Source organism: Rhodococcus sp. PBTS 1, from assembly GCF_001620025.1.
In the GTDB taxonomy this organism is placed as follows: Bacteria; Actinomycetota; Actinomycetes; order Mycobacteriales; family Mycobacteriaceae; genus Rhodococcoides; species Rhodococcoides kroppenstedtii.
In genome coordinates, this window is the sequence record NZ_CP015219.1 from 3,077,171 (window position 1) to 3,099,792 (window position 22,622).

General features: G+C 70.6%; 23 protein-coding genes and 1 pseudogene. 17 read left to right on the plus strand and 7 right to left on the minus strand.

All coding sequences use genetic code 11. The annotated features are described in order from the left end of the window. Nucleotides 1–14 precede the first annotated feature (14 nt). Nucleotides 15–887: an ABC transporter gene (locus A3Q40_RS14050; protein WP_068103047.1), complete on the plus strand. Its 873-nt coding sequence runs from the start codon at nt 15–17 to the stop codon at nt 885–887. 42 nt (nt 888–929) lie between these two features. Here A3Q40_RS14050 and A3Q40_RS14055 read toward each other — a convergent pair whose 3' ends face one another. Further along, nucleotides 930–1,307 (minus strand): STAS domain-containing protein, encoded by a 378-nt coding sequence (locus A3Q40_RS14055; RefSeq protein ID WP_068103049.1) that lies wholly within the window; start codon nt 1,305–1,307, stop codon nt 930–932. Between the two features lie 102 nt (nt 1,308–1,409). On the opposite strand from A3Q40_RS14055, the gene A3Q40_RS14060 reads away from it, so the two are divergent. From A3Q40_RS14060 to A3Q40_RS20510, 4 genes are all read left to right on the plus strand, one after another. Then, on the plus strand, nt 1,410–1,868 hold the full coding sequence (locus A3Q40_RS14060) for an ATP-binding protein (RefSeq protein ID WP_068103051.1): 459 nt from the start codon (nt 1,410–1,412) through the stop codon (nt 1,866–1,868). Continuing rightward, nucleotides 1,865–3,103 (plus strand): PP2C family protein-serine/threonine phosphatase, encoded by a 1,239-nt coding sequence (locus A3Q40_RS14065; RefSeq protein WP_068103054.1) that lies wholly within the window; start codon nt 1,865–1,867, stop codon nt 3,101–3,103. The genes A3Q40_RS14060 and A3Q40_RS14065 overlap by 4 nt, the downstream gene beginning before the upstream one ends. A gap of 155 nt (nt 3,104–3,258) precedes the next feature. After that, complete coding sequence (locus tag A3Q40_RS14070) at nt 3,259–4,035, plus strand: anti-sigma factor (protein ID WP_068103055.1); 777 nt, start codon at nt 3,259–3,261, stop codon at nt 4,033–4,035. 102 nt (nt 4,036–4,137) lie between these two features. Then, nucleotides 4,138–4,428, plus strand: coding sequence for a hypothetical protein (locus A3Q40_RS20510; protein ID WP_162269851.1), 291 nt, complete (start codon nt 4,138–4,140; stop codon nt 4,426–4,428). Here the strand turns inward: A3Q40_RS20510 and A3Q40_RS14075 are convergent. Further along, nucleotides 4,408–5,352 carry a proline dehydrogenase family protein gene (locus A3Q40_RS14075; protein ID WP_068103057.1) on the minus strand — a complete coding sequence of 315 codons (945 nt, stop codon included), beginning with the start codon at nt 5,350–5,352 and terminating at the stop codon, nt 4,408–4,410. The two genes, A3Q40_RS20510 and A3Q40_RS14075, sit on opposite strands and share 21 nt — an antisense overlap. Further along, the gene (gene pruA, locus A3Q40_RS14080) at nt 5,352–6,992 is read right to left on the minus strand and encodes an L-glutamate gamma-semialdehyde dehydrogenase (RefSeq protein WP_068103059.1); all 1,641 of its coding nucleotides are present in this window, start codon (nt 6,990–6,992) and stop codon (nt 5,352–5,354) included. The genes A3Q40_RS14075 and pruA overlap by 1 nt, the downstream gene beginning before the upstream one ends. A gap of 136 nt (nt 6,993–7,128) precedes the next feature. Here pruA and A3Q40_RS14085 point away from each other — a divergent pair, with 136 nt between their 5' ends. Continuing rightward, the gene (locus A3Q40_RS14085) at nt 7,129–8,751 is read left to right on the plus strand and encodes a PucR family transcriptional regulator (RefSeq protein ID WP_068103061.1); all 1,623 of its coding nucleotides are present in this window, start codon (nt 7,129–7,131) and stop codon (nt 8,749–8,751) included. On the opposite strand, the gene A3Q40_RS14090 is transcribed toward A3Q40_RS14085, so the two are convergent. After that, entirely contained in the window at nt 8,739–9,371 is a 633-nt protein-coding gene (locus A3Q40_RS14090; RefSeq protein ID WP_068103062.1) for a DUF2461 domain-containing protein, read from the minus strand. The two genes, A3Q40_RS14085 and A3Q40_RS14090, sit on opposite strands and share 13 nt — an antisense overlap. Nucleotides 9,372–9,395: 24 nt before the next feature. Continuing rightward, nucleotides 9,396–10,535, minus strand: a complete 1,140-nt coding sequence (locus tag A3Q40_RS14095) for an acyl-CoA dehydrogenase family protein (protein WP_068103064.1) — start codon at nt 10,533–10,535, stop codon at nt 9,396–9,398. Nucleotides 10,536–10,645: 110 nt separating this feature from the next. Here A3Q40_RS14095 and A3Q40_RS14100 point away from each other — a divergent pair, with 110 nt between their 5' ends. The 9 genes from A3Q40_RS14100 to A3Q40_RS14140 all read left to right on the plus strand — a co-directional run bounded on the left by A3Q40_RS14100 (nt 10,646) and on the right by A3Q40_RS14140 (nt 16,723). After that, on the plus strand, nt 10,646–11,236 hold the full coding sequence (locus A3Q40_RS14100; protein ID WP_068103066.1) for a TetR/AcrR family transcriptional regulator: 591 nt from the start codon (nt 10,646–10,648) through the stop codon (nt 11,234–11,236). 81 nt (nt 11,237–11,317) lie between these two features. Beyond that, entirely contained in the window at nt 11,318–11,812 is a 495-nt protein-coding gene (locus tag A3Q40_RS14105) for a VOC family protein (protein ID WP_235606312.1), read from the plus strand. 48 nt (nt 11,813–11,860) lie between these two features. Next, complete coding sequence (locus A3Q40_RS14110; RefSeq protein WP_068103068.1) at nt 11,861–12,538, plus strand: hypothetical protein; 678 nt, start codon at nt 11,861–11,863, stop codon at nt 12,536–12,538. Nucleotides 12,539–12,608: 70 nt separating this feature from the next. Next, nucleotides 12,609–13,163, plus strand: coding sequence for an FAS1-like dehydratase domain-containing protein (locus A3Q40_RS14115; RefSeq protein ID WP_068103070.1), 555 nt, complete (start codon nt 12,609–12,611; stop codon nt 13,161–13,163). Further along, a complete protein-coding gene (locus A3Q40_RS14120; RefSeq protein ID WP_068103072.1) occupies nt 13,160–13,762 on the plus strand; it encodes a pentapeptide repeat-containing protein in 603 nt (200 codons plus the stop codon). Before A3Q40_RS14115 ends, A3Q40_RS14120 begins: the two co-directional genes overlap by 4 nt. A 95-nt stretch (nt 13,763–13,857) precedes the next feature. After that, on the plus strand, nt 13,858–14,067 hold the full coding sequence (locus tag A3Q40_RS14125) for a dodecin (RefSeq protein WP_068103074.1): 210 nt from the start codon (nt 13,858–13,860) through the stop codon (nt 14,065–14,067). A gap of 95 nt (nt 14,068–14,162) precedes the next feature. Beyond that, a complete protein-coding gene (locus tag A3Q40_RS20885; protein ID WP_235606600.1) occupies nt 14,163–14,531 on the plus strand; it encodes an AraC family transcriptional regulator in 369 nt (122 codons plus the stop codon). Continuing rightward, complete coding sequence (locus A3Q40_RS14135) at nt 14,501–15,466, plus strand: LysR family transcriptional regulator (RefSeq protein ID WP_157889592.1); 966 nt, start codon at nt 14,501–14,503, stop codon at nt 15,464–15,466. Before A3Q40_RS20885 ends, A3Q40_RS14135 begins: the two co-directional genes overlap by 31 nt. Before the next feature lie 69 nt (nt 15,467–15,535). Continuing rightward, nucleotides 15,536–16,723: a TDT family transporter gene (locus A3Q40_RS14140; protein ID WP_157889593.1), complete on the plus strand. Its 1,188-nt coding sequence runs from the start codon at nt 15,536–15,538 to the stop codon at nt 16,721–16,723. A gap of 63 nt (nt 16,724–16,786) precedes the next feature. On the opposite strand, the gene A3Q40_RS14145 is transcribed toward A3Q40_RS14140, so the two are convergent. After that, nucleotides 16,787–17,398, minus strand: a complete 612-nt coding sequence (locus A3Q40_RS14145; RefSeq protein WP_068103075.1) for a uracil-DNA glycosylase — start codon at nt 17,396–17,398, stop codon at nt 16,787–16,789. 376 nt (nt 17,399–17,774) lie between these two features. On the opposite strand from A3Q40_RS14145, the pseudogene A3Q40_RS19840 reads away from it, so the two are divergent. Then, nucleotides 17,775–17,921, plus strand: a pseudogene (locus A3Q40_RS19840) (alcohol dehydrogenase catalytic domain-containing protein); the annotation flags it as partial. 6 nt (nt 17,922–17,927) lie between these two features. Here the strand turns inward: A3Q40_RS19840 and A3Q40_RS14155 are convergent. Further along, on the minus strand, nt 17,928–20,354 hold the full coding sequence (locus A3Q40_RS14155; RefSeq protein WP_082833930.1) for an HAD-IC family P-type ATPase: 2,427 nt from the start codon (nt 20,352–20,354) through the stop codon (nt 17,928–17,930). 152 nt (nt 20,355–20,506) lie between these two features. Between A3Q40_RS14155 and A3Q40_RS14160 the strand changes: the two genes are divergently transcribed. Further along, nucleotides 20,507–22,552 carry a heavy metal translocating P-type ATPase gene (locus tag A3Q40_RS14160; protein ID WP_082833931.1) on the plus strand — a complete coding sequence of 682 codons (2,046 nt, stop codon included), beginning with the start codon at nt 20,507–20,509 and terminating at the stop codon, nt 22,550–22,552. Nucleotides 22,553–22,622: the final 70 nt, after the last annotated feature.

The window sequence follows — 22,622 nt, forward strand, 5'->3', positions numbered from 1 at the left end:
GTTACAGTGACCGCATGAATTGGGTGACCGCCGTGACGATGCCGGTGCGGGTGGGCCTCGCGGTCGCCGAATCCGCTGTCGGCGTTGCCGAATCGGCCGTCGCTACCACCCGCATGGCTCTCGCCGCGGGCGCGTCCGGATCCTTGGACGCGGTGGCGCTGGCCAACCCACGCGGCGGCCCGCTTCAACTGCTGGCACAGCTGGCCGAACTGACGTCGGACGACCGCGCGCTCGGCCACGCGCTGCGCCCCGGCGGGCCGTTGGACCGGCTGCTCGAACCGGGCGGTGCGGTCGATCGGCTGACCAGCCGCGGCGGCACGCTCGACCGGCTGCTCGAGCCGGGCGGTCCGCTCGAGCGCATCATGGCGGAGGACGGTCCGCTGGTGCGCATCCTCGCCGAGGACGGCCCGCTCGATCGACTGCTGGCCGAGGGTGGCCTGCTGGACCGCATGACGGCTCCCGACGGACCGCTCGAGCGGCTCACCGCCTCCGACGGGCCCGTCGAACTCCTCACCAAGGAGAACGGCGTGCTCGAGACCCTCATGCGTCAGGACGGCGTGGTCGACCGAGCGATCCGCGACGGCGGCCTCCTCGAGACCTTGATCGGTGACGACGGCGCCATCGCCCGCCTCACCGCCAAGAACGGTCCGCTCGATCAGTTGGTGACCGTCGCCGAGTCGCTCAGCTCCCTGGCGCCGAACCTCGAGCGCATGAGCGTGAGCGTGGAGATACTGCAGGACACGGTCGACGTGCTGGCCGCCGCGGTCAATCCGCTGGGTGAACTGGTGGGCAAGCTGCCGAGCCGGTGGGTGAAGTCGCGGGGAGCAGTGGAGCCGCGGACCGGAGAGGTGCGCGGCGCGCTGAAGGGTCCCGCCGTCGGGCGCTGATCTTCACCCGAAACGTGTGCAGTCGTCCGCGTCCGGCGCGGACTACTGCACAGGATTGCCGGAGCGGATCGCCTCGACGGCCGCCGCACGGTCCGGCCAGGACTGCGCCTCACGGTCGAGCCCGCTGAGGGTGATGGGCCGGCGCGCGGCCGGATGCGGTGCGACGAACGCCGCAGTCGCGCCGGTCGGGAGATGTCCGAGCGTGCGCAGCAGCACCGTGATGCCGCTCGAGGACAGGAAGGACACCCCGGCGAGGTCGACGACGAGTCCACCGTCCGCCGACGAGGCGGCCTCGAACGCGACGTCGGCCAATCGGCGCGCCGAGATCATGTCGACTTCCCCGTCGACGACGACGACGGACACCCCGTCCTCGTCGGTCACGGCGACGTCGAAGACGCCGCGCGTCGGGCTGTCGGTCATGATGGCGAGGTTACATCGATCACGCAGCGGTGCGGACCACCCACGGTCCGCACGGCCGCAACCGACCGATGACGACGGCCGACGATGGGGTACAGGACTTTCATGGACAGCGCTCGCGGACAGCAGATCGACCACCGGAACACGAACGGGGTCGCATCGTCGTCGTGGGCACAGTCCGATATCGCCACCGCCGAGACCGCGCGGCACCTGCGGTCCACGATGGCCGCGTGGCTGGACTCTCGACCGGTCGGGGACCTCGGCAACGACATCGTGCTCGCGATGTACGAGGCCGTCGCCAACTGCGTCGAGCATGCTTACTCGGGCGCCGCGCCGGGGCCGGTCTCGGTGACCGCCACACACGCGGACTCGACGTTGACGCTCACGGTGTCCGACGCCGGCACGTGGCAGCAGCCCATCGATCGCCCCCTCCGCGGCCACGGACTGGGACTGCTGCGGGCCGTCGCCGACACGGTGGCCGTGGACCACGACGGGCCACACGGCACCACGGTGACCCTGACGTGGAATCTGTCGGACACCTCGCCTCGAGGACGGGGATCGTGACGGCATTCTCCGACGACCGCGCCGATCTCGCGGACCATCTGGAGACGGCGCCGCTGGCGTACCTCGTCGTGCGCGCCGACGACCACACCGTCGTCTACGCCAACGCCGTGGCGCGTCGTCTGTTCACGCGACCGGTCGTCGGAGCCGCGGTCGGCTCGCTCGTCGACGGCGCCGACGGACCCGTCCTCGACGCCCTGATCGCCGCCGCACCCCGCGCGGACGACGAAACCCCGGCCACGTCGGCCACCGTTCGTCTCCGCACGGCGTCGGGTCCGGTGAGCGCGGATCTCGCGGCCAATCGCGGTCCGGACGCCACCGTGCGGATCGCGGCGTCGGTCTCCGGCGCCGACCGGGTCCGCGATCGCGCCCTGGCCGAGGCGTTGTCCGCCCGGTCGGCCACGGCAGCGGCGCTGACCCGGTCGCGCGACGCGCTCGTCGAGTCCGAGCGGGCACGCGCCAGCGAGCACCTCGAGGGAGCGCAGATCCGGTCGTTGGCGACCGTTCTCCAACGGTCGCTCCTGCCGCCCGTCCTGGCTTCCCCGCCGGGAATGGAGACCGCGGCGTACTACCACCACGCGTCGCCGGACGAGGTCGGCGGCGACTTCTACGATGTCTTTCCCCTCGACGGGCAGGCCTGGGGGTTCTTCCTCGGCGACGTGAGCGGCAAGGGCGCGGGCGCCGCCGCCGTCACGTCCCTCACCCGCTACACGCTGCGCGCAGCCGCGGTGTTCGACCGGAACCCGATCTCCGTTCTGCAGAACCTCAATGCCGTCCTGCTCCCCGAGTTCCGCGGCGACGACCCCCGGTTCTGCACCGTCGTCTACGGCACGGTCGTCCCGTCCGCCGAGGGTGCCGTGGTCGACCTGGCGGGTGGTGGGCACCCGCCCCCGTTGCACGTCCGCGCGGACGGCACCGCCCGCTACGTCGACGATCTGCTCGGCGGTCAGTTGGTCGGGGGCCTGCCCACGCCGCACTTCACGTCGCACCGTCTCGTCCTGTCCCCCGGCGACGTCCTGCTCCTCTATTCGGACGGGGTCACCGAGGCGCGGGTCGGCGGCGGTCGGTACGACGACGGCGGCGACTTCCGCACCTACGTCGAGGACTCCGCGCCGACCACGGCCACCGCCCTCGTCGACCACGTCACGACGCTCGTCGAGGGATTCGGCGACGGTCTTCAGGACGACGCCGCGTTGTTGGCTCTCGGAATGCCGCACGGCGCGTCGTCCGATCGCTGACGGCGTGCGCTCCGGACCACACTTCGCGGTCCCATCCGGTCGTACGAGGATTCCGAATACCGAGAGACCAGCAGGAGAGACGTAGGCGCGACGCCGGGGCCTCGAGAATGCCGCCTCCACCTGACCAGACCCTCGTGACCGGGAGGACGTGCGAGATGAACGACCGTGCGCCGCGTACCGACGGACGCTTCGCCCCCGGCCGGCGTGAGCCCGATCCGGACCTGGTCGACCTCGCTTACCTCTGCGCGCTGGATGCCATGTCCGCGTCCGAGCGGTTCGAGACGATGACGCGTCTGGGTGACGACGACGTCACCCGGCAGCGTTTCGACGACATCGTGCGCGACATCCGCGAGACCATGGCGATCTCCGCGTACAGCACCGAGACACCGGCCCCGCCGGACCTGCGGACGCGCATCCTCGGGGCGGCGGCCGACACCGCCCAGGTGGCACCGGACGGGTCGTCCGATTCCGTTGTCGTGCCGCTGTCCTCGTCGCCCGGTCGACGCCGGGGTGGTGTCGACCGGCCCGGCCGTCTCCGCTGGGCCGCGGCCGCCGCGGCGGCGGTGGTCGTCGTGGGCGTCGGCGGCGCGATCGCGGTGCAGACCGACACCGACCCGTCGGGGCCGGCCGCAGTGACCGCATTGGAAGCGCCCGTGACCGGCGGCGGCACGCTCGAGGTGGAGTACACGCCCGGCAGCGATCGGGCGATCGTGCAGATGGACGGCGTGGACGCTCCTCCCGCCGGCTCGGTGTATCAGCTCTGGATCATCGACGGAGGGCCCGTCTCGGCGGGGACGATGGACGCGACGACGGTCGACGAGGCCGCGTCCGTGCCCGTCGCGGGTGCGTCCGCCGTGTCGGTGACGGTCGAACCCACCGGCGGCTCGCCCTTCCCCACCTCCGCGGCCATCGCGCGCGTCGATCTGACCTGACGTTTCGAACACAGGTTCGATTCTTGGTAGGCTGACGGCAGTCCGCAGCCGCCCCGACGTCAGACCTTCCCTCGTGACGTGTGAGCTCCTCGAGGAGTCGTCATGATGAACCGCCGACGCCGCCTGCACCTCATGCCGGACGGCAACTGGCACGAGGAAGCGCCGCACACCTGCGCCAACGGCCATGTGCTGCAGGCCCGTTCGGTGCTGGTGGGCGCCCGGGCCTGCGGGTGCGGCATCGGTCACCATCGCACCCATCACTGTCGGACGTGTGGTGACACCGTGTTCTCCCCGCCGCTCGGGGAGACGTGTACGGACGGCACCTTCGACGGGCGGGCGGGGCGGGCGACACGGGCAGACCGGACGCCGGGCCTAGCTGCGGGTGAGGAGTGACCGCAGGAAGAACGTGAGGTTGGCCGGACGCTCGGCGAGGCGCCGCATGAAGTAGCCGTACCACTGCGTGCCGAAGGGCACGTAGACGCGGACGTGGTTGCCCACCTCCACGAGTCGTCGTTGTTCGGCGTCCCGAATGCCGTAGAGCATCTGATATTCCATCCGGTCGGCCGAGCGTCCCGTGCGGGCGGCGGCGTCAATCATGCGTGGGTCGTGGGTGGCCACCATGGGGTAGCCCTCCCCCTCTGCCAGGATGCGCAGGCACCGTTCGTAGGACGCGTCGACCTCGTCGGTGGACTGGTACGCGACCGAGGCCGGTTCGCGGTACGCGCCCTTGCAGAGCCGTACGCGGGAGCCGGGGCCGGCGAGGTCGCGGCAGTCCTGTTCGGTGCGGCGCAGGTACGCCTGCACCACCACGCCGAGGCTCGGGAAGTCGCGGCGGAGTTCCTGCACGATCGCGAGGGCGCCGTCGGTGGTGGTGTGGTCCTCGGCGTCGACCGTGACCCACACGCCCGCAGCATCGGCGGCGGCACAGATCTTCTGGGCGTTGGCCAGGGCGACCGCGTGCCCGTCGCCGGTCAGCGAGCGGCCCAGTGCGGACAGTTTCAGCGAGACCTCGAGCGGCCGGATCGGCGCCGACGACGTCACGGGCAGTCCCGCGAACGCCTGCAGGAGCGAGAGGTAGGCGTCGACGGTGGCGGTGGCCGCGGCGGCGTCCGTGGTGTCCTCGCCGAGGTGGTCGACGCTGACGTACCGGCCGGAGTCCAGCAGGTCGCGGACCGCGGTCAGGACCTCGGTCTCGGTGCTGCCGGGCACGAAGCGGTCGACCACCGGGCGGGTCAACCGCGAGGTGGAGACGACGCGCTCGAGGCGGGGTGAGCGGCCGGCCGCGAGCAGGACCGGGCGCAACGGATGCGTGGTCATCACTGGACTCCCTGGTGGGGGTAGGTGTGGTCGATCGGCGGGACGAACGTCTCCTTGAGCGTGCGGGCCGATGCCCAGCGCAGGAGGTTCTGCGGGGATCCCGCCTTGTCGTTGGTGCCGGAGGCGCGAGCGCCGCCGAACGGCTGTTGCCCGACGACGGCGCCCGTGGGCTTGTCGTTGACGTAGAAGTTGCCGGCGGCGAAACGCAGCGCGTGCGTGGCCTTCTCGACGGCCGTGCGGTCGGTCGCGATCACCGATCCGGTCAGGGCGTAGCGTGACCCGCCGTCGACGGCGCGCAGGATGTCGGCGAAGGCGTCGGGCTTCGCGTCGTCGTAGACGTGGACGGCGAGGATGGGGCCGAAGTACTCGGTGGAGAAGGCCTCGTCGGTGGGGTCGTCGCCGAGCAGCACCGTGGGGTCGACGAAGAATCCTTCGCTGTCGTCACACGCGCCGCCGGCGGCGACGGTCAGACCGGGCACCTGCTTGGCCCGCTCGAGGGCGGCGGCGTTGCGCGCGAACGCCTTCCGGTCGATCACGGCGCCGCCGAAGTTCGACAGGTCGGCGACGTCGCCGTAGCGCAGCGAGGACGCGGTCTCGATCAGCCGGTCGCCCATGACCTTCCACACCGAGGCCGGTACGAACGCGCGCGAGGCGGCCGAGCACTTCTGCCCCTGGTAGTCGAAGGCCCCGCGGATCAACGCGGTGGTGAGGACGTCGGGATCGGCGGAGGCGTGGGCGACGACGAAGTCCTTGCCGCCGGTCTCCCCGACCAAGCGCGGGTAGCTGTCGTAGCGGGCGATGTTCTCGCCGACCGTGCGCCACAGGTGCTGGAAAGTGGCCGTGGATCCGGTGAAGTGGATCCCCGCGAGTCGACGGTCGTTCAGGGCGACCTCGGAGACGGTGGGGCCGTCGCCGTGCACCAGGTTGATCACCCCCGGCGGAAGCCCGGCGGCTTCGAGCAACTGCAGCGTCAGGTAGGCGGCCACCGACTGCGTGGGCGACGGCTTCCACAGCACGGTGTTGCCCATGAGAGCGGGCGCGGTGGGCAGGTTGCCGGCGATCGCGGTGAAGTTGAACGGCGTGATCGCGTAGACGAATCCCTCGAGCGGCCGGTACTCGACGCGGTTCCACACGCCGGGGCTCGACACGGGCTGGTCGGTGAGGATCTGCCGGGCGAAGGACACGTTGAAGCGCCAGAAGTCGATCAGCTCGCAGGGCGAATCGATCTCGGCCTGGTACGCGCTCTTCGACTGCCCGAGCATCGTGGCGGCGGCGATCGTCTCCCGCCACGGCCCGGCGAGCAGGTCCGCGGCACGCAGGAACACGGCCGCGCGATCGTCGAAGGACAGGTCGCGCCACGCCGGCGCCGCGGCTGCGGCCGCGTCGATCGCCCGCGCGACATCCTCCCGAGTGGAGTGGGCGAACGTCCCGAGCACGGCGGCATGGCGGTGCGGTTGGACCACGTCGGTGCGCTCACCGCCGCCGTCGGAGTGCACTCCCCCGACGACCTGCTTGATCTCGGTGCGGTTCGCGGACAGGTGTGCGAGCCGGTCGACGAGCCGGTCGCGTTCCGGCGAGCCGGGTGCGTAGGTGTGCACCGGCTCGTTGGTCGGGGCAGGAACGGCGGTGACGGCGTCCACGGTGGGCCTCCAGGGGTCGGGGGTATGACGCGTTCCACTTCATCGCAGACCCTCCACCGCCGTATTCGGCCGATCGGACGAACTTCGCGCCGTAGTCTTGTCTGATCGGACGGACGTCGACGAGTACCGTCGATCCATGGCCGTGACCCTCGACGAACTCCTGCGGACGGTGCACGTCTTCGCGGACGTCGTCGTCCCGTCGCCGCATCGGCACGCCCGGATCGCCGTCGTGACCCTGGCGGACGCCGATGATCTCGCCGGAGAGGCCGCCGCCGCCGACCTCCACCTCCTGGCCGGCGTTGCCGCGGACGACGCCGCCGCCTGGCTGGCCCGCGTACGCCCCGCCCCCGTCGCCGTCCTCACCAAGGCCGTGTCGCCGACGCTCGAGCAGGCCGCGCGGGATGCCGGCACCGCCCTGCTCGCGGTGCACCCGGGCTCACGCTGGGACCGCGTGCTGGCGATGATCCGAGGTCTGCTCGACCACGCCCCCGACGACCGGTCCGAGGATGCCCGCACTATGGCCTCCGGAGCCGACACCGACCTGTACGAGTTGGCGCGCACCGTCGCCGCCCACACGCACGGGTTGGTCAGCATCGAGGACGAGCACGCCCACGTGCTCGCGTACTCCGCGACCGACGATCAGGCCGACGAGCTGCGGCGGCTGTCCATTCTCGGCCGAGAGGGCCCGGCGGAGTACCTCCGTCGACTCGAATCGTGGGGTGTGTACGACGCGGTCCGCCGGTCCGACGACGTGGTCGACGTGCCGAGCCACCCCGACCTCGGGATCGAGCGACGACTGGTCGCCGGAATACGTTCCGGCGGAACGGAACCGGGCACGACGGGCGCGACCCTGGTGGGCACCCTGTGGGTGCAGGAGGGACGCCGACCGTTGACCGACGACGCCGGTCCGGCGGTGCGGGGTGCGGCGGCGGTCGCCGCACGCCTCATCGCTCGTCGACGTGCTGCCCCGACCACCGAGGCGATGCAGATCCACCGCCTGCTGGGCCTGCGCGGCGGCGGCGTGGACGTACCGTCGCTGGCCGCCGCGCTCTCGCTGCCCGACGGCGGACCCGCCGCGGTGATCGGGCTGACGTCGACACGGCCCGGCGCCGCCGCCGAGACCGCGGGCATCGTCGAGCTCGCGTCGTCCGTTCGCCTGCACGCCAGCGCCTTTCACCGGTCTTCGTTGGTGACGGCGTCGGCCGACCGCATCTACGTCCTGCTCCCCCGCATGCACACCGCCGAGAGCACCGCCGAGACCGTCACCGCATGGACGGGGCGCGTGTTGGAGCGACTGGACGCGCGATCACCGGTGCGACTCCGCGCCGCGGTCGCCGTACCCGTGGACGGGCTGGCGGAGGTGGCGGCCGCCCGCGGCGAGGTGGACCGGGTGCTCGACGGCACGAGCGGCGGCGCCGATCCGGTCGCCCGCGTCACCACGCTCGCGTCGTCGCGGACGCCCGTGCTGCTGGCCGAGATCGCGCGAGTGGTCGCGGCGGATCCGACGCTGCGCGACCCCCGGCTCGACGTGCTGGTCGACTACGACCGTCGGACGTCGTCGGACCTGTGCGCGAGCGTCGCGGCGTATCTCCGGAATCCCGACGACGTGCGCCGCGCCGCCGCGGCGGTCCACGTCCACCCGAACACGTTGCGGTACCGGCTCCGTCGCGCGCAGGCGCTGAGCGGACTCGACCTGACCGATCCGGACACCCGCCTGCTCACCGGCATTCAGCTGGCGCTGGGTGATCACAGGACCTGACGGCACCACTCCACCAGTGGCGCCATCTCGCGCCACGCAGCCGCCACGTGCTCGACGCAGGCCGGCGTGGACAGCCAGGGCGGACACCCGAACTGCCGACTCACGGTCAGCGTGCGGTGACGAAGGAGATCGATCCGCGGGTGCGTCGGCGCGATGCCGCGGGGCGACGTCTTCAGCCGGTCCCCGCCCCGCTCGTAGCCGGCACGCTCGAGGTCGGTGACGATGCGAACGAGTTCCGCACCGCGGACGTCGTCGTCGACCGTCGCTCGGTACTGCGCGACGGCCTCGGGCGTCGCCGCGTAGAAACCGCCGGCCACCATGAGTCCCGACGCGTCGACCTGCACGTACCACCCGGCCGACGGACCGACCGCCACGAAGGCGCCCTGGTGGGTCTTGTACGGCGTCTTGTCCTTCGAGAAACGGACGTCGCGGTGCGGCCGGAAGATCTTGGCGGGACCGAACTCCGCGAGCGCCTCCGCGAGCGCGGCCACGGGTGCCCGCACCGCCTCGTCGTAGACGTGCTTGTGCTCGGCCCAGAACGTCTTGCTGTTGTCCGCCTCGAGGTCCTCGTAGAAGTCCAGAGCCGCCTCGGGGATGCCGCCGAACGTCGGTGTGCCCATGACCGACGAGCCTACGGTCCGGCCCTACGTCGCGAGGGACCGCGAGATGACCAGCCGCTGGATCTGATTCGTGCCCTCGAAGATCTGGGTGATCTTCGCTTCCCGCATGTATCGCTCGACCCGGAAGTCGCGGGTGTAGCCGTAGCCGCCGTGCACCTGGACCGCGTCGGTGGTGACCTTCATGGCGGCGTCGGTCGCCACCAGCTTGGCGACGGACGCCTGACGGGAGTACGGCAGGCCCGCGTCGCGGCGCCGCGCGGCGTCGAGGTACGTCGCGCGGGCGGAGTCGACCGCCGCCGCCATGTCGGCGAGCACGAAGCCCAGGCCCTGGTGGTCGATGATTCTGCGGCCGAACGTCTCTCGCTCGGTGGCGTACCGCACCGCGTCGTCGAGGGCGGCCTGCGCGATGCCGACCGCGACGGCGGCGATGCCCAGGCGGCCGGCGTCGAGAGCACTGAAGGCGATGGCCAGGCCCTGCCCCTCCGACCCGACCAGCCGGTCGCGATCCACCCGGGCGCCGTCGTAGTGGGCCGCCGCGGTGGGGACGGCGTGCAGGCCCATCTTCTCCTCGGGCGCACCGAAACTCAGACCCGGCGTGTCCCCCGGCACGAGGAAACAGGAAATGCCCTTCGACCCCTCCCCGGTCCGGGCGAAGAGGGTGTAGAAGTCGGCGATGCCGCCGTGCGTGATCCACGCCTTGGACCCGGTGATCGTGTACCCGTCCGGTCCGGACACGGCCTTGCAGGCGAGCGCGGCGGCGTCGCTGCCGGCCTGGGGCTCGGACAGGCTGTACGCCCCGATCGTGCTGCCGCCCAACATCTCCGGCAGCCACCGCTGCTTCTGCTCGTCGGTCCCGAAGGTGAACAGGGGGTGGCACGACAGTCCGTGCACGCTCACCGCGACGGCCACCGCGGCCCACCGAGCGGCGAGTTCCTCGAGCACCTGCAGGTAGACCTCGTACGGCTGCCCGCCGCCACCCCACTCCTCCGGGTACGGCAGAGACAGCAGCCCGGCCTCGCCGAGGGTCGCGAAAAGCCCGTCGGGATAGGTCTCGGCCTTCTCGTGCTCGTCGACGATCGGATCCAGCGCCTTGTCCGCGATGTCGCGGGTCAGCTGGATCAGCTCACGCGCCTCGTCGGTGGGCAGCAGGCGGTCGACGGCCATGGTCGGTCCTTTCAGGGCGATGCGGGGCTGATCAGTGCGAGCAGTACTGACGCGCTCGCCTCAGTACTGCCGACAGTACTGCAGAGCGCGCTCCAGTACCATCGGCGTCCGTGACCAGCGCCCATGCGACCGCCCGGCGGGCCGAGCTGTTCGACGCCGTCGTCGCCCTCTTCCTCGCGGACGGGTTCGCGCACCTCACCCTCGACGAGATCGCCGGGCGGCTGCACTGCTCCAAGTCCACGCTCTACACGCTGGCGCCCAGCAAGGACGAGTTGGTCGTCGCCGCGGTCCGGCACTTCTTCCGCGCCGCCACCGACGCGGTCGACGCGGCGGATCGCGCCGCGTCCGACGCCGGCGGTGAGCGCGTGACGGCTCGGCGCCTGGCCGCCTACCTCGGCGCCGTCGGCGAGGCCCTCGCGCCGGCCTCGGAGTCCTTCGTGAGCGATCTCGCGGCGTTCGAGCCCACCCGCTCGGTCTACGAGCGCAATACCGCGGCGGCCGCCGCCCACGTCCGCGCCATTGTCGACGACGGCGCGCGGGCCGGGGACGTCCGCGACGTCCACGCGACCTTCGTCGCCGACGTCGCCGCGTCGGTGATGGTGTCCATTCAGACCCGCGCCCTCGCCCGTCGTACCGGCTTGGACGACGCCACCGCCTATCGAGAACTCGCCGACTTGCTGACCCGCGCCGTCACGCGATGACTTTCCGTCTCCACTCCGGTCGACACCGGTGATACTCACCGCTGCGGGGCGTCCTGGCCCCGGCCGAGACAGGAGCCCGCTGTGCCCACGATCGACTCCACGACCGCCCAGAAGATCGTTCCCACTCTGTGGTTCGACGACCAGGCCGAGGAGGCCGCCCGCTTCTACGTCGATCTGTTCGACGGGTCGATCCTGAACGTCAGCCGGTACGGCGAGGGCGGGCCCGGAAAGGCCGGGAGCGCCATGACCGTCGACTTCGAGTTGTTCGGCCAGCGGTTCACCGGGCTCAACGGCGGACCGCACTTCCAGTTCACCGAGGCCGTCTCGCTGGCGGTGAGCTGCGCCGATCAGGACGAGGTGGACCGCTACTGGGATGCCCTCACGGCCGACGGCGGCGCCGAGTCGCAGTGCGCGTGGTGCAAGGACCGTTTCGGTCTGTCCTGGCAGATCGTGCCGACCCGGCTGATGGAGCTGATGAGCGACCCCGACCCGGAGAAGTCCGGCCGCGTCATGCAGGCGATGCTGCAGATGCGCAAGATCGTCGTCGCCGACCTCGAGGCGGCGTACGCCGGCTGATTCCTCGGCCGATCGTTTCCGTTCGGCCGGGCCGGGAACTCGGTCGTCGTGACCTCCCTCCCCGCTCGCCTTCTCGCGGTTCCGTTCGGTGTCGGCTCGGCGCTCCGTCGCGCCAAGCTGTTCCACCCGGACGGCGCGGTCCTGCACGGCCGGCTCGTCCGGACCGCGCCGGTCGGCCGCGGCCTCCCTCTCGAGGACGACGACGTGCTGGTCCGGCTGTCGCGGGCGATCGGGCTGCCGTCGCCGATTCCCGACGTGCCGGGGTTCGCGATGCGGATTCCGGCGGCCGGATCGGACACCGGGTCCTGGGACGTCCTGCTCGCCGGGGCCGGCCGGGACGTCGTCACCCGCAGCCTGCCCTTGCCGGCGGCGTCGTTCGCGTCGGCGTCGCTCTCCTCGCTCATGCCTCTGGCGCACGGCGGACGGCACTGGTGGGTGTCGGCACGATTTCCGGGCGGCCCGGACACACTCGACCCGGCGGAGGCGGCCGCGGGGTTGGCGGCGGGGCCGATCACGGTGGTGCTCGAGCAGGCGGCGGGGACGGGGCCGCGGGAGCCGCTGGCCGAGGTGATCCTCGATCGTGCCGAGAAGGAGGACGGCGTGGATCCGTCGTTCGACCCGATCGTCAACACCCCGCGAGCGGTGCGGCCGAGCCCGGAGTGGCTACGCGAGCTGCGGGTGCGGGCGTACCGGGACAGCAGACTCGGGCGGGGGGCGGGAGAGTGACAGGGCGGGGGGCGGGGGCGTGACAGACGGGCTCGATAGGCTCGTCTCACAGTCCCGCGAAAGGTCCCCTGTGAACGATCAGCGTTTCGACCGCACGCTCCAGCTGGTCGGCCAGGTCTACGTGATGCCCGACTACTACGAGGTCGGCCGCGAGAAGATCCGCGAACTCAGCCGAGCGCTGCAGAACGATCACCCGGCGCACCACCGGGAGGACGCCGCCGCCGAGCTCGGCTACCGAGGTCTCGTGGCGCCCGCCACCTTCGTCAGCGTCGTCGGTTCCGTCGCGTTGGACTACCTGTTCTCCTACATTCTGGTCGAGTACGAGATCACCGCGGTGCTGCAGACGGAGCAGAAATTCGTCATCCACCGCCCGCCGGTTCCGGGTGACCAGCTGGTCTCGTCGCTGACGCTGCAGTCGATCCGTCAGGCGGCCGGCGCCGACATCATGGTGGTGGAGAACCACGTCACCGCCGACGGCGAAGACGTCGTCACCAGCACCACCACGTTCATCACGAAGACCGACGCCGAGGTCGATCCCGCGGCGGTGGCGTTGGTGGACGCCGTGCTGCCCGCGGGTGTTCCGCGCGTGGGTCCGACGGCGAGGCCGGTTCCGAGCAGGACGTGACCGGCGACGGCAGCACCGTCGTCGACGGCGAGCGATTCCACGACGTCGACCCGGGAACGCAGTGGCGTGGTCGCACCTTCACGTCGTGTTCCTTCGTCGATGCGGACCTGACCGGGCTGATCACCGAGGCCGTCGTGTTCGACGGCTGCGATTTCACCGGCGCCCTGCTCTCCGAGTCCGTCCATGCCGGGTCGGCGTTCCGCAACTGCGAGTTCCGGCGCGCCCGGCTGTGGCACGCGGAGTTCCGCGGCGTCAGCCTGCTGGGGTCGTCCCTGAGCGAGGCGAGCCTGCGGCCCGCGAGGTTCGAGGACGTCGATTTCACGCTCGCGTCGCTGGCCGGCGTCGATCTGCGCGACAGCACCCTCGACGGGTGTCGGTTCCGCGATGCCGACCTGGCGCGGACCGATCTGGGCGGCGCGACGCTACGCGGCGCCGACCTGGGCGGGTCCCGCACTACCGGAATCCGGCTCGTCGGCGCGGATCTGCGCGGCGCCGTCGTCGATCCGAGCCTGTGGACCGGCGCCGAGATCGCCGGCGCCACGGTCGACCCGGCGCAGGCGCTGTCCTACGCGCAGGCACACGGCCTGTTGGTGGACTGACGACTTTCGCGCCGGGTGCGCCGAACCCTCCCCGCCGCGGGGTCGGGTGGCGCACGATGGGACGAGTCCCCCGTCACCCCAGCAGACAGGTCACCATGAGCGACAACGTCTATCGCGTCACCGAGATCGTCGGCACGTCCACCGAGGGCGTCGACGACGCCATCCGCAAGGCCATCGCGCGCGCCAACGAATCACTGCGCGAACTGGATTGGTTCGAGGTGGTCGAGACCCGCGGCCATATCGAGAACGGCGCCGTCGCGCACTTCCAGGTCACCCTCAAGGTCGGTTTCAAGCTCGAGGCCTGATCACACTCGATGCCGTCGATCGGCCGTCGGCGGCATCGACTCGACCGTGGAATGCCCCCGTGAACGGCGCGGGCGGCCTCGACGCGATCGTCGCGATGCGGCGGGTACGCAACCGCATCGACCGGGAGTACGCACAGCCCCTCGACCTCGAGCGGCTCGCTCGCGGCGCCCACATGTCGTCGGGTCACCTGAGGCGGGAGCTCCGCCGGGTCTACGGCAATTCGCCCTACTCGTACCTGATGACCCGCCGCATCGAGCGCGCGATGGCGCGCCACCGTTCACGAGTGCTCCATACACCCACAACCCGATCGAGCCCTCACCGACAGCGTCAGCCATCGAACGGTGTTCGGCGCCGTCCGGACACAGGCGCCGGGTTGCCGCCGGTGCCGGCAAGGGGCGGCGTGGGCGAGTGGGAGATTCTAGGATTGCAGGTGTGCCGCTGCCTTCTCATGTCGCCGATCTGAGGAGTGTGGAGTTGTTGGTGTCGGTGGCCGAGGTCGGCAGTATCGGCGGCGCTGCACGCGTGCACGGGATGTCGCAGCCGGCTGCGAGCGCGCGAATCCGGGACTTCGAGAAACGTGTCGGGGCGCCATTGCTGCAGCGTGGGAGCCGGGGAGCTGTTCTGACCGAATTCGGTGTGTTGGTGTGCAGTTGGGCCGAACCGGTTCTTCGTGCTGCCGCCGAGCTCGCCACCGCGACGGCCTCGCTGCACATCGAACGCGCCGGCCAGCTACGGATCGCGGCCAGCTTGACCGTCGCCGAGTACCTGTTGCCGCGGTGGCTGGTGCAGATGCAGACCCGTCACCCGCAGCTCGCCCCCACCTTGGTGTCCGGCAACTCCGCGTTCGTCGCCGAACAGGTGACGACGGGACAGGTGCAGGTGGGGTTCGTCGAAAGCCCGGAGATCCCGCCGGAGACCACGGGTAGAGAAGTCGCCCGCGATCACCTGATACTGGTGGTGGCCTCCGGCCATCGATGGGTCGCACAGCCCCCCACCCTGGCCGAGCTCGCCGGCACCGCGTTGGTGAGCCGGGAGCCGGGATCGGGCACCCGCTCGGCATACGAACACGCCCTCGCCGAATCGGCGCCCACCACCGACCGCGCCGCACCGATGCTCGAACTGTCCTCGACGACGGCGATCAAGTCCGCTGTCGAGAACGGCGGCGGCGCCGCGGTGTTGAGTTCGCTGGCCGTCGAGACGGAACTCGACCGTGGATCGCTGCACGCGGTCACCGTCCCCGGCCTGCACATCACCCGGTCGTTGTCGGCGATCTGGCCCACCGGTGCCGAACCGACCGCCCACGCCGCCGACCTCATCCTCACCGCACTGTCCGGTCCCGCCGCCCCGATCCGCCCTACGCGGCAACACCTCGGCCCCGCCACTCCACCTCCGGCATAACCATTGCTTATGCATTGCCAGGGAAAAGAGGTCTACCGGCACCGATGCGGCAGGTGGACAGTGAAACCCATGACCGCCGCACTGCACCGCAGCCACACCACGACCGGACCGGACCACCTCGGCGCCGACCGCGAGGCCCTGCGCCAGCGCCCGACGCGTCGGGTGCTGTCGGCGTTGGAGCATCCCGGTCAGGTGTTCGAACACATCACCCCGAACTGGTTCGCCTCGGTGATGGGCACCGGCATCGTCGCCAACGCCGCCGTCACCCTGCCCATCCACATCCCCGGTCTGCACACCTTCGCGATCGCGGTCTGGATCGCGGCGTCGACCGCGCTGGTCACACTGACGGCCGCCTTCGCGGTGCACTGGACTCGCCACCGCACCCACGCTCGCACTCACGCCGCGCACCCGGTGATGGTGCAGTTCTACGGCGCACCGCCGATGGCGCTGCTGACCGTCGGCGCCGGCACCATGCTCCTGGGCAAAGACCTGATCGGACCCGGCGCGGCGACGGCCGTCTTCGCCGTGCTGTGGACAGTCGGTACCGCCCTCGGACTTCTCACAGCGGTTCTGGTGCCGTATCTGATGATCACCGCCCACGATCACGACACCGCCGTCGCGCTCCCCGCATGGCTGATGCCCGTCGTGCCGCCGATGGTCTCCGCGTCCACCGGCGCCCTGCTGCTGCCACACATCACCGACGGGCAATGGCGTCTGACGATGCTCGCGGGCTGCTACGCGATGTTCGGATTGTCCCTGCTCATCGGCATGCTGACGATGACGCTGATCTATGGCCGCCTCGTCCACGGCGGCATCCCTGCTGTCCAGGCGGCGCCGACGGTGTGGATCACCCTCGGCATGATCGGCCAATCCATCACCGCAGCCACCCTCCTCGGCAACGACGCCCCGCTTGTGTTCACCGGAGACAACGCTGCCGTCGCGACCGGACTGCACGTCTTCGGCATCGTCTACGGATTCGCCATGGGCGGCTTCGGCGTCCTCATGTTCGTCCTCGCCGCCGCCCTGACCGTCCACGCTGCACGCAGAGGACTTGCCTTCTCGCTGACCTGGTGGTCGTTCACCTTCCCCGTCGGCACCTGCGTCACCGGCGCATCCGCCCTCGGCGCAGCCGTCGGTTCGAACGCCGTCGACATCGCCGCCGTCGGCCTCTACGCCGTGCTCCTCATCGCCTGGGGCACCGTCGCCGCCCACACCCTGCGCGGCAGCCTCCGCGGACACCTGTTCCTCGCCTCGTAGCTCCAGTCCCTCGCGTCGTAGTTCGGTGCGAACCGTGCAGTCCGCTCGATACCGTGACCCGCATCATCCCTGGTCCAGGTGGGCAGCGACGGACGTCGCTGCGTTGATCAGCCGTTGCCGTGCCACAGCCGTCGCGTGCGCGTTTCGGGCCGATGGGTGAGGTGCCGCCACCACCGGGACGAGCCGGGCAGGGGCCGACAGGGTCGTCGTGCGCATGTAACCATCGAGAGCCTTGGCCCCCAGAACGAGCACCACCTCGAGGTCGGGCAGCCGAACCAGTATCTCCTGGAGAAACGGCGCGGAGTCGGCCAGTATCGATGACGTCGGGGCCGCAGGGTGGCCGTCGGGGTCGAGGACGGCCCACGGCACGACGTTCCACTTCACACAGGACGTTCTGTCGACACCCGCACGGTCGAAGGCGGATTTGAGCGCCGGGTTGGTGGTATCCGGGTTGTCGAACGAACACATCATCGTTCCGCCTGCACGCACAGTCTTCGGCCCGGGCGACTCGAGCAGGACCAATACCCGAGCAGACACACCACCGTCGTCGGGATCGAACCACGGAATCGAGGCCTGCCGCGCGCGCGTCCAGCGGTCCACGACCGCATTCAGCTCCGCGACCGGTGCGCCGTGAACACGGGCCCTCTTGCCCGACCAGTCGATGCCCTCGGACATCAGCGGCCCCTTCCACGACGTTCCCGTACCCGGCGGACGGCACTCTCCGAGCCTACGGACGACGTGTTCCGACGACCTCCCGGGCGGGCCAGGGCGAGCGACCCGGCGCTCACGCGATCACGTCTCCGAATCGGAATGTGTCGAGACGCTGCCACGCTGCCCGCTGCTGACGGCCGAGTTCGACCATGTAGTCGAACAGTTCGTCCTCGGGCCCCTGTTCGGCGGCCTGCATGATTCGACGCCCGACGATGTGGAAGGACCTTCGGTAGGACTGGGAATGCACGATGCCGGCGTAGTGCACGGCCGCGAAGGATCCGGCACTGTCGGCGGTGACCACGTCCGCCGGCGCCCGTCGCAGCGGTGCGTCCTTCTGCCCGTGCGGGTCGAGCTCCCGGCGATCTGTGGCTCCGACCTGCACCTCTACCACGGCATGATGCCGGACACCCGCGTCGGCACCACGTTCGGCCACGAGTTCGTCGGCGTCGTGGAGGAGGTCGGCCCCTCCGTCCGATCCCTGGCGCCTCCGTCGTCACGCGCGCGGTGCGGGCGCTCTCCCGGCGTCGGTGATCGGCGCTGCCGTCGGTCGCCGGGCGAGCACCACCCTGATCACCTCGAGCATCACGATGCCCACGGCCGCGGAGGCGAAGGCGATCGCCGTGTACGGCAGATTGGTCGGGTCCAGCTGGAAGAACCGGCCGAGCACCGGCACGGTGAACAGCACGACGTAGCCGAGCACCGATCCCACCAGCAGGATCACCTTCCACCACTCGAGCGGCCTCGCCACCGTCATCAGCACCCACATCGCCACGACGATCAGCGTGATCAGGGCCGACGTACTCGACTGCACCACCTGGTCCGTCGACGCGTTCGGCCCCTCGTAGGTCGCGAGGTAGGTGGTGAACGTCGCCGCTCCCACCACCGCGCCGGCCGGAACTGCCTTGCGCAGAACGCGTCCGACGAATCCGGACCGCGCGCGCTCGTTGTTGGGGGCGAGGGACAGCAGGAAAGCCGGGATGCCGATGGTGAACCACGCCGCGATGGTGACGTGGCGCGGCAGGAACGGGTACGGCAGCGGCTCGATCGCCGCGATCTGCGAGAGCACCCCCGACGCCCCGACCAGGATCGCCAGCAGGACCGAGTAGACGGTCTTGGTGAGGAACAGCGTCGAGACGCGCTCGATGTTGCCGATGACCCGGCGTCCCTCCGCGACGACGTGCGGCAGGGTGGAGAAGGCGTTGTCCAGCAACACGATCTGCGCGACGGACCGCGCGGCCGGACTGCCCGCGCCCATCGCGACGCCGATGTCGGCGGACTTCAGGGCCAGCACGTCGTTGACGCCGTCCCCCGTCATGGCGACGGTGTGACCGCGGCTCTGCAGCGCGGTCACCATGTCCCGCTTCTGTTCCGGCTTCACCCGGCCGAACACCGCGTGCGTGTCGAGGGTGTCGGCCAGGGCGTCCGACCCGGCCGCCGGAAGTGTGCGTGCGTCGACCGGGGACGACGCGCCCGCCACGTCGAGACCGCTCGCCACGGCGCCGACGGAGGCCGCGTTGTCACCGGAGATGATCTTCAGGTCCACGTGCTGACCGGCGAAGTATGCCAACGTTTCCGCGGCGTCGTGACGGATCTTCTGCTCGAGCACCACCAGGGCGCGCGGCGTGATCCGTCCGGGCGCCGAGGCGTCGTCGACCGGGACGTCCGACTCGGCGAACACCAGCACCCGTAGTCCCGACGCCGCGAGGTCGGCTGCCGCACGGGCGGTCTCGTCGTCGGCGGGCAGGAGCATGTCGGGTGCGCCGAGGATCCAGTGCCCGTGGCCGGCGAACGACACACCGCTCCACTTCTTCTCGGACGAGAAGGGCGCGGTGCCCGATTTCTCCCACCCCGGAGGATCGGACATGGCCGCAGCGACGGCGAGCACGCTGGCATTCGGCCGAGGATCGTCGGCGGCCACGGCGGCCAGTGCGCGGCGCACCGCCTCCACGTCGGAGTCCCCCACCGGGCGCAGTTCCGCCAGCACCATCGCGTTCTCGGTGAGCGTGCCGGTCTTGTCGGCGCACACCACGTCGATCCGCGCCAGCCCCTCGACCGCGGGCAGTTCCTGAACGAGGCACTGCCGCTTGCCCAGTCGCACGACACCCACCGCGAACGCCAGCGAAGTCAGCAGCACCAGACCCTCGGGCACCATCGGTACGAGCGCCGCGACCATGCCGTTCAGCGCCGGCCTGATCGACTGCCCGGACGAGAACAGCTGGTTGTAGACGATGAGAACACCGGCGGGGATCATCACCCAGGTGACGAAGGTGAGGATGCGGTCGATGCCGGACCGCAGCTCGGAATGGACGAGCGTGAACTTGCCCGCCTCCTCGGCGAGCTTGGCCGCGTAGGCCTCTCGGCCCACCTTCGTCACCCGGTAGGCGCCGCTGCCGGCCACCACGTAGGTACCGGAGAAGACCTGTGTGCCCGGCGTCTTGTCCATCGAGTCCGATTCACCGGTGAGCAAGGATTCGTCCACGTCCAGCGAGTCGGACTCGACCACCTCGCCGTCGACCACGATCTGGTCGCCCGGACCGAGTTCGACGATGTCGCCCAGCACCACCTCGTTCGGCGCGATCTCGCGCGCGACGCCGCCGCGGCGCACGATCGGGCGGCTCTGGCCGACGATGGCGAGCGCGTCGAGCGTGCGCTTCGCGCGGATCTCCTGCACGATGCCGATTCCGCTGTTGGCCACGATCAGCAGACCGAACATCGCGTCGACGATCGACCCCGTGGACAGCACGATGACCAGCAGCACGGTCAGGATTGCGTTGATGCGCGTGAAGACGTTGCCACGCACGATGTCCAGGGTCGACCGGCTCGCGCGGGCCGGGACGTCGTTCGCCTTGCCCTCGGCGCGCAGGGCGTCGGCCTGCGCGTCGGTCAGTCCCGTCGTCGTCTCCAGATCACCCGTGCGCACCCGACGAGCCTAAGTCGTCGTCGAACCCGATTTTGCCTGGCGGCCCGAGTACCCATGTCCATGCACGCTCGGTTCTGGGCGTTGCGTGTTCGTTGCATACCCCTACGGGGTATACAAGAGTGGCGGCGCACCTACTCGACACGAGGACCACGATGACCGACCAGACATCGACCGCGACGCGGGCGGACTCACCCCGGGAGCACGGCCACCACGACATGCACAGCGGGCACGGGGATCACGTCGGTCGGTTCCGCAGGCTGTTCTGGGTCATGGCGGTGCTGGCTGTTCCGGTGATCGTCGCCTCGGACATGTTCGCGATGATCGTCGGCTACTCCCTGCCGGCCGAGTCCTGGATCGGGTGGGTCTCCCCCGTTCTCGGGACGGTGATGTTCGTGTGGGGTGGTTCGCCGTTCCTCACCGGGGCACTCGGCGAAATCCGCGGCCGCACTCCGGGGATGATGCTGCTCATCGCGTTGGCAATCACGGTCGCCTTCGTCTCCTTACTGGGTGCCAGCGTCGGCATCCTCGATCACCAGCTCGACTTCTGGTGGGAGCTGGCTCTGCTGATCGTGATTATGTTGCTGGGCCATTGGATCGAGATGCGGTCGCTCGCGCAGACGACGTCAGCCCTCGACTCGCTGGCGGCGCTACTCCCCGACACCGCCGAACGGGTCGACGACGACGGCGACGTGGTCACCGTGGACCCGGCGCAGCTGCAGGTGGGAGACGTAGTGGTCGTGCGGCCCGGCGGCCGTGTTCCCGCCGACGGTGTCGTCGTCGCGGGCACCGCGAGCATGGACGAATCGATGATCACCGGCGAATCACGCACCGTCCGCCGCGGCGACGGGGACACCGTCGTCGCCGGTACTGTCGCCACCGACTCGGGTGTGCGGGTGCAGGTGTCGGCCACCGGTGACGACACCACCCTCGCCGGCATCCGGCGGCTGGTCAGCGACGCGCAGAACTCGACGTCGCGGGCGCAGCGGATCGCGGACATCGCGGCGGCGTGGCTGTTTTGGTTCGCCCTCGGTGCCGCCGTTCTCACCGCAGCGGCGTGGACGCTGCTGGGGTCCCCCGACGATGCGGTCGTCCGCACGATCACCGTCCTGGTCATCGCCTGCCCTCACGCGCTCGGGTTGGCAATTCCGCTGGTGGTGTCCATCGCCACCGAACGTGCCGCCCGTGCCGGCGTGTTGATCAAGGACCGCCTCGCGTTGGAGTCGATGCGCACCGTCGACACCGTGCTGTTCGACAAGACCGGCACCCTCACCCGCGGCGAACCCGCCGTGACCGCCGTCCACGCCGCCGGGGGCAGAAGCGACGAGGACGTGCTCACGCTCGCCGCGGCGGCCGAAGCGGACTCCGAACACCCACTGGCTCGCGCCATCGTCGCCGCGGCCGACCGCCGCCACCTCACCGCGCGCACCGCCACCGACTTTCGGTCGTCGCCCGCAGTCGGGGTGTCCGCCGACGTCGACGGCGTCCCTGTCCGGGTGGGCGGTCCGGCCATGCTCGAGGAGGAAAGCCTCGCCGAGCTCGACGTCGACGGCTGGCGCCGGGAGGGAGCGATCATTTTGCACGTGGTCGCCGACGGCGAGGTCATCGGAGCGCTGAAACTGGCCGACGAGATCCGACCGGAGTCTCGCGACGCAGTGGACGAACTCCACGCCCGCTCCGTGCAGGTGGTGATGATCACCGGCGACGCCGACGCCGTCGCGAAGGCGGTGGCCACCGAACTCGGCGTCGACCGCTACTTCGCCGGGGTGCGCCCCGAGGACAAGGCCCAGCGAGTAGCGGACCTGCAGGATGAGGGCAGGAAGGTCGCCATGGTCGGCGACGGCGTTAACGACGCCCCCGCCCTGGCCCGCGCCGACGTGGGCATTGCGATCGGAGCGGGCACCGATGTGGCGATTGCGTCCGCCGGCGTCATCCTCGCCAGTGACGACCCGCGGTCGGTGCTGTCGGTGGTCGACCTCTCCCGGGCGGCGTATCGCAAGATGAAGCAGAACCTCTGGTGGGCAGCGGGATACAACCTGATCTCGGTGCCCCTCGCCGCCGGCGTTCTCGCCCCGATCGGGTTCGTCCTCCCCATGTCCGTCGGAGCGATCCTGATGTCCCTGTCGACCATCGTCGTCGCCGCCAACGCCCAACTGCTGCGCCGACTCGACCTGCGACCCGGCCGCTCTCGCGAGTCCTGACCCGCACCGCCCTGGCGTCCCCGCAACCGAGCACTGCAGCCCCGCACCGAACGGTGCGGGGCTGCAGTGT

What these genes read in the sequence shown, in the direction of transcription:
- A3Q40_RS14050 (WP_068103047.1), top strand. Translation starts at nt 15, where the DNA reads ATGAATTGGGTGACCGCCGTGACGATGCCGGTGCGGGTGGGCCTCGCG.
- A3Q40_RS14055 (WP_068103049.1), bottom strand. Translation starts at nt 1,307, where the DNA reads ATGACCGACAGCCCGACGCGCGGCGTCTTCGACGTCGCCGTGACCGAC.
- A3Q40_RS14060 (WP_068103051.1), top strand. Translation starts at nt 1,410, where the DNA reads ATGGACAGCGCTCGCGGACAGCAGATCGACCACCGGAACACGAACGGG.
- A3Q40_RS14070 (WP_068103055.1), top strand. Translation starts at nt 3,259, where the DNA reads ATGAACGACCGTGCGCCGCGTACCGACGGACGCTTCGCCCCCGGCCGG.
- A3Q40_RS20510 (WP_162269851.1), top strand. Translation starts at nt 4,138, where the DNA reads ATGATGAACCGCCGACGCCGCCTGCACCTCATGCCGGACGGCAACTGG.
- A3Q40_RS14075 (WP_068103057.1), bottom strand. Translation starts at nt 5,352, where the DNA reads ATGACCACGCATCCGTTGCGCCCGGTCCTGCTCGCGGCCGGCCGCTCA.
- A3Q40_RS14085 (WP_068103061.1), top strand. Translation starts at nt 7,129, where the DNA reads ATGGCCGTGACCCTCGACGAACTCCTGCGGACGGTGCACGTCTTCGCG.
- A3Q40_RS14090 (WP_068103062.1), bottom strand. Translation starts at nt 9,371, where the DNA reads ATGGGCACACCGACGTTCGGCGGCATCCCCGAGGCGGCTCTGGACTTC.
- A3Q40_RS14095 (WP_068103064.1), bottom strand. Translation starts at nt 10,535, where the DNA reads ATGGCCGTCGACCGCCTGCTGCCCACCGACGAGGCGCGTGAGCTGATC.
- A3Q40_RS14125 (WP_068103074.1), top strand. Translation starts at nt 13,858, where the DNA reads ATGAGCGACAACGTCTATCGCGTCACCGAGATCGTCGGCACGTCCACC.
- A3Q40_RS20885 (WP_235606600.1), top strand. Translation starts at nt 14,163, where the DNA reads ATGCGGCGGGTACGCAACCGCATCGACCGGGAGTACGCACAGCCCCTC.
- A3Q40_RS14140 (WP_157889593.1), top strand. Translation starts at nt 15,536, where the DNA reads ATGACCGCCGCACTGCACCGCAGCCACACCACGACCGGACCGGACCAC.
- A3Q40_RS14145 (WP_068103075.1), bottom strand. Translation starts at nt 17,398, where the DNA reads ATGTCCGAGGGCATCGACTGGTCGGGCAAGAGGGCCCGTGTTCACGGC.
- A3Q40_RS14160 (WP_082833931.1), top strand. Translation starts at nt 20,507, where the DNA reads ATGACCGACCAGACATCGACCGCGACGCGGGCGGACTCACCCCGGGAG.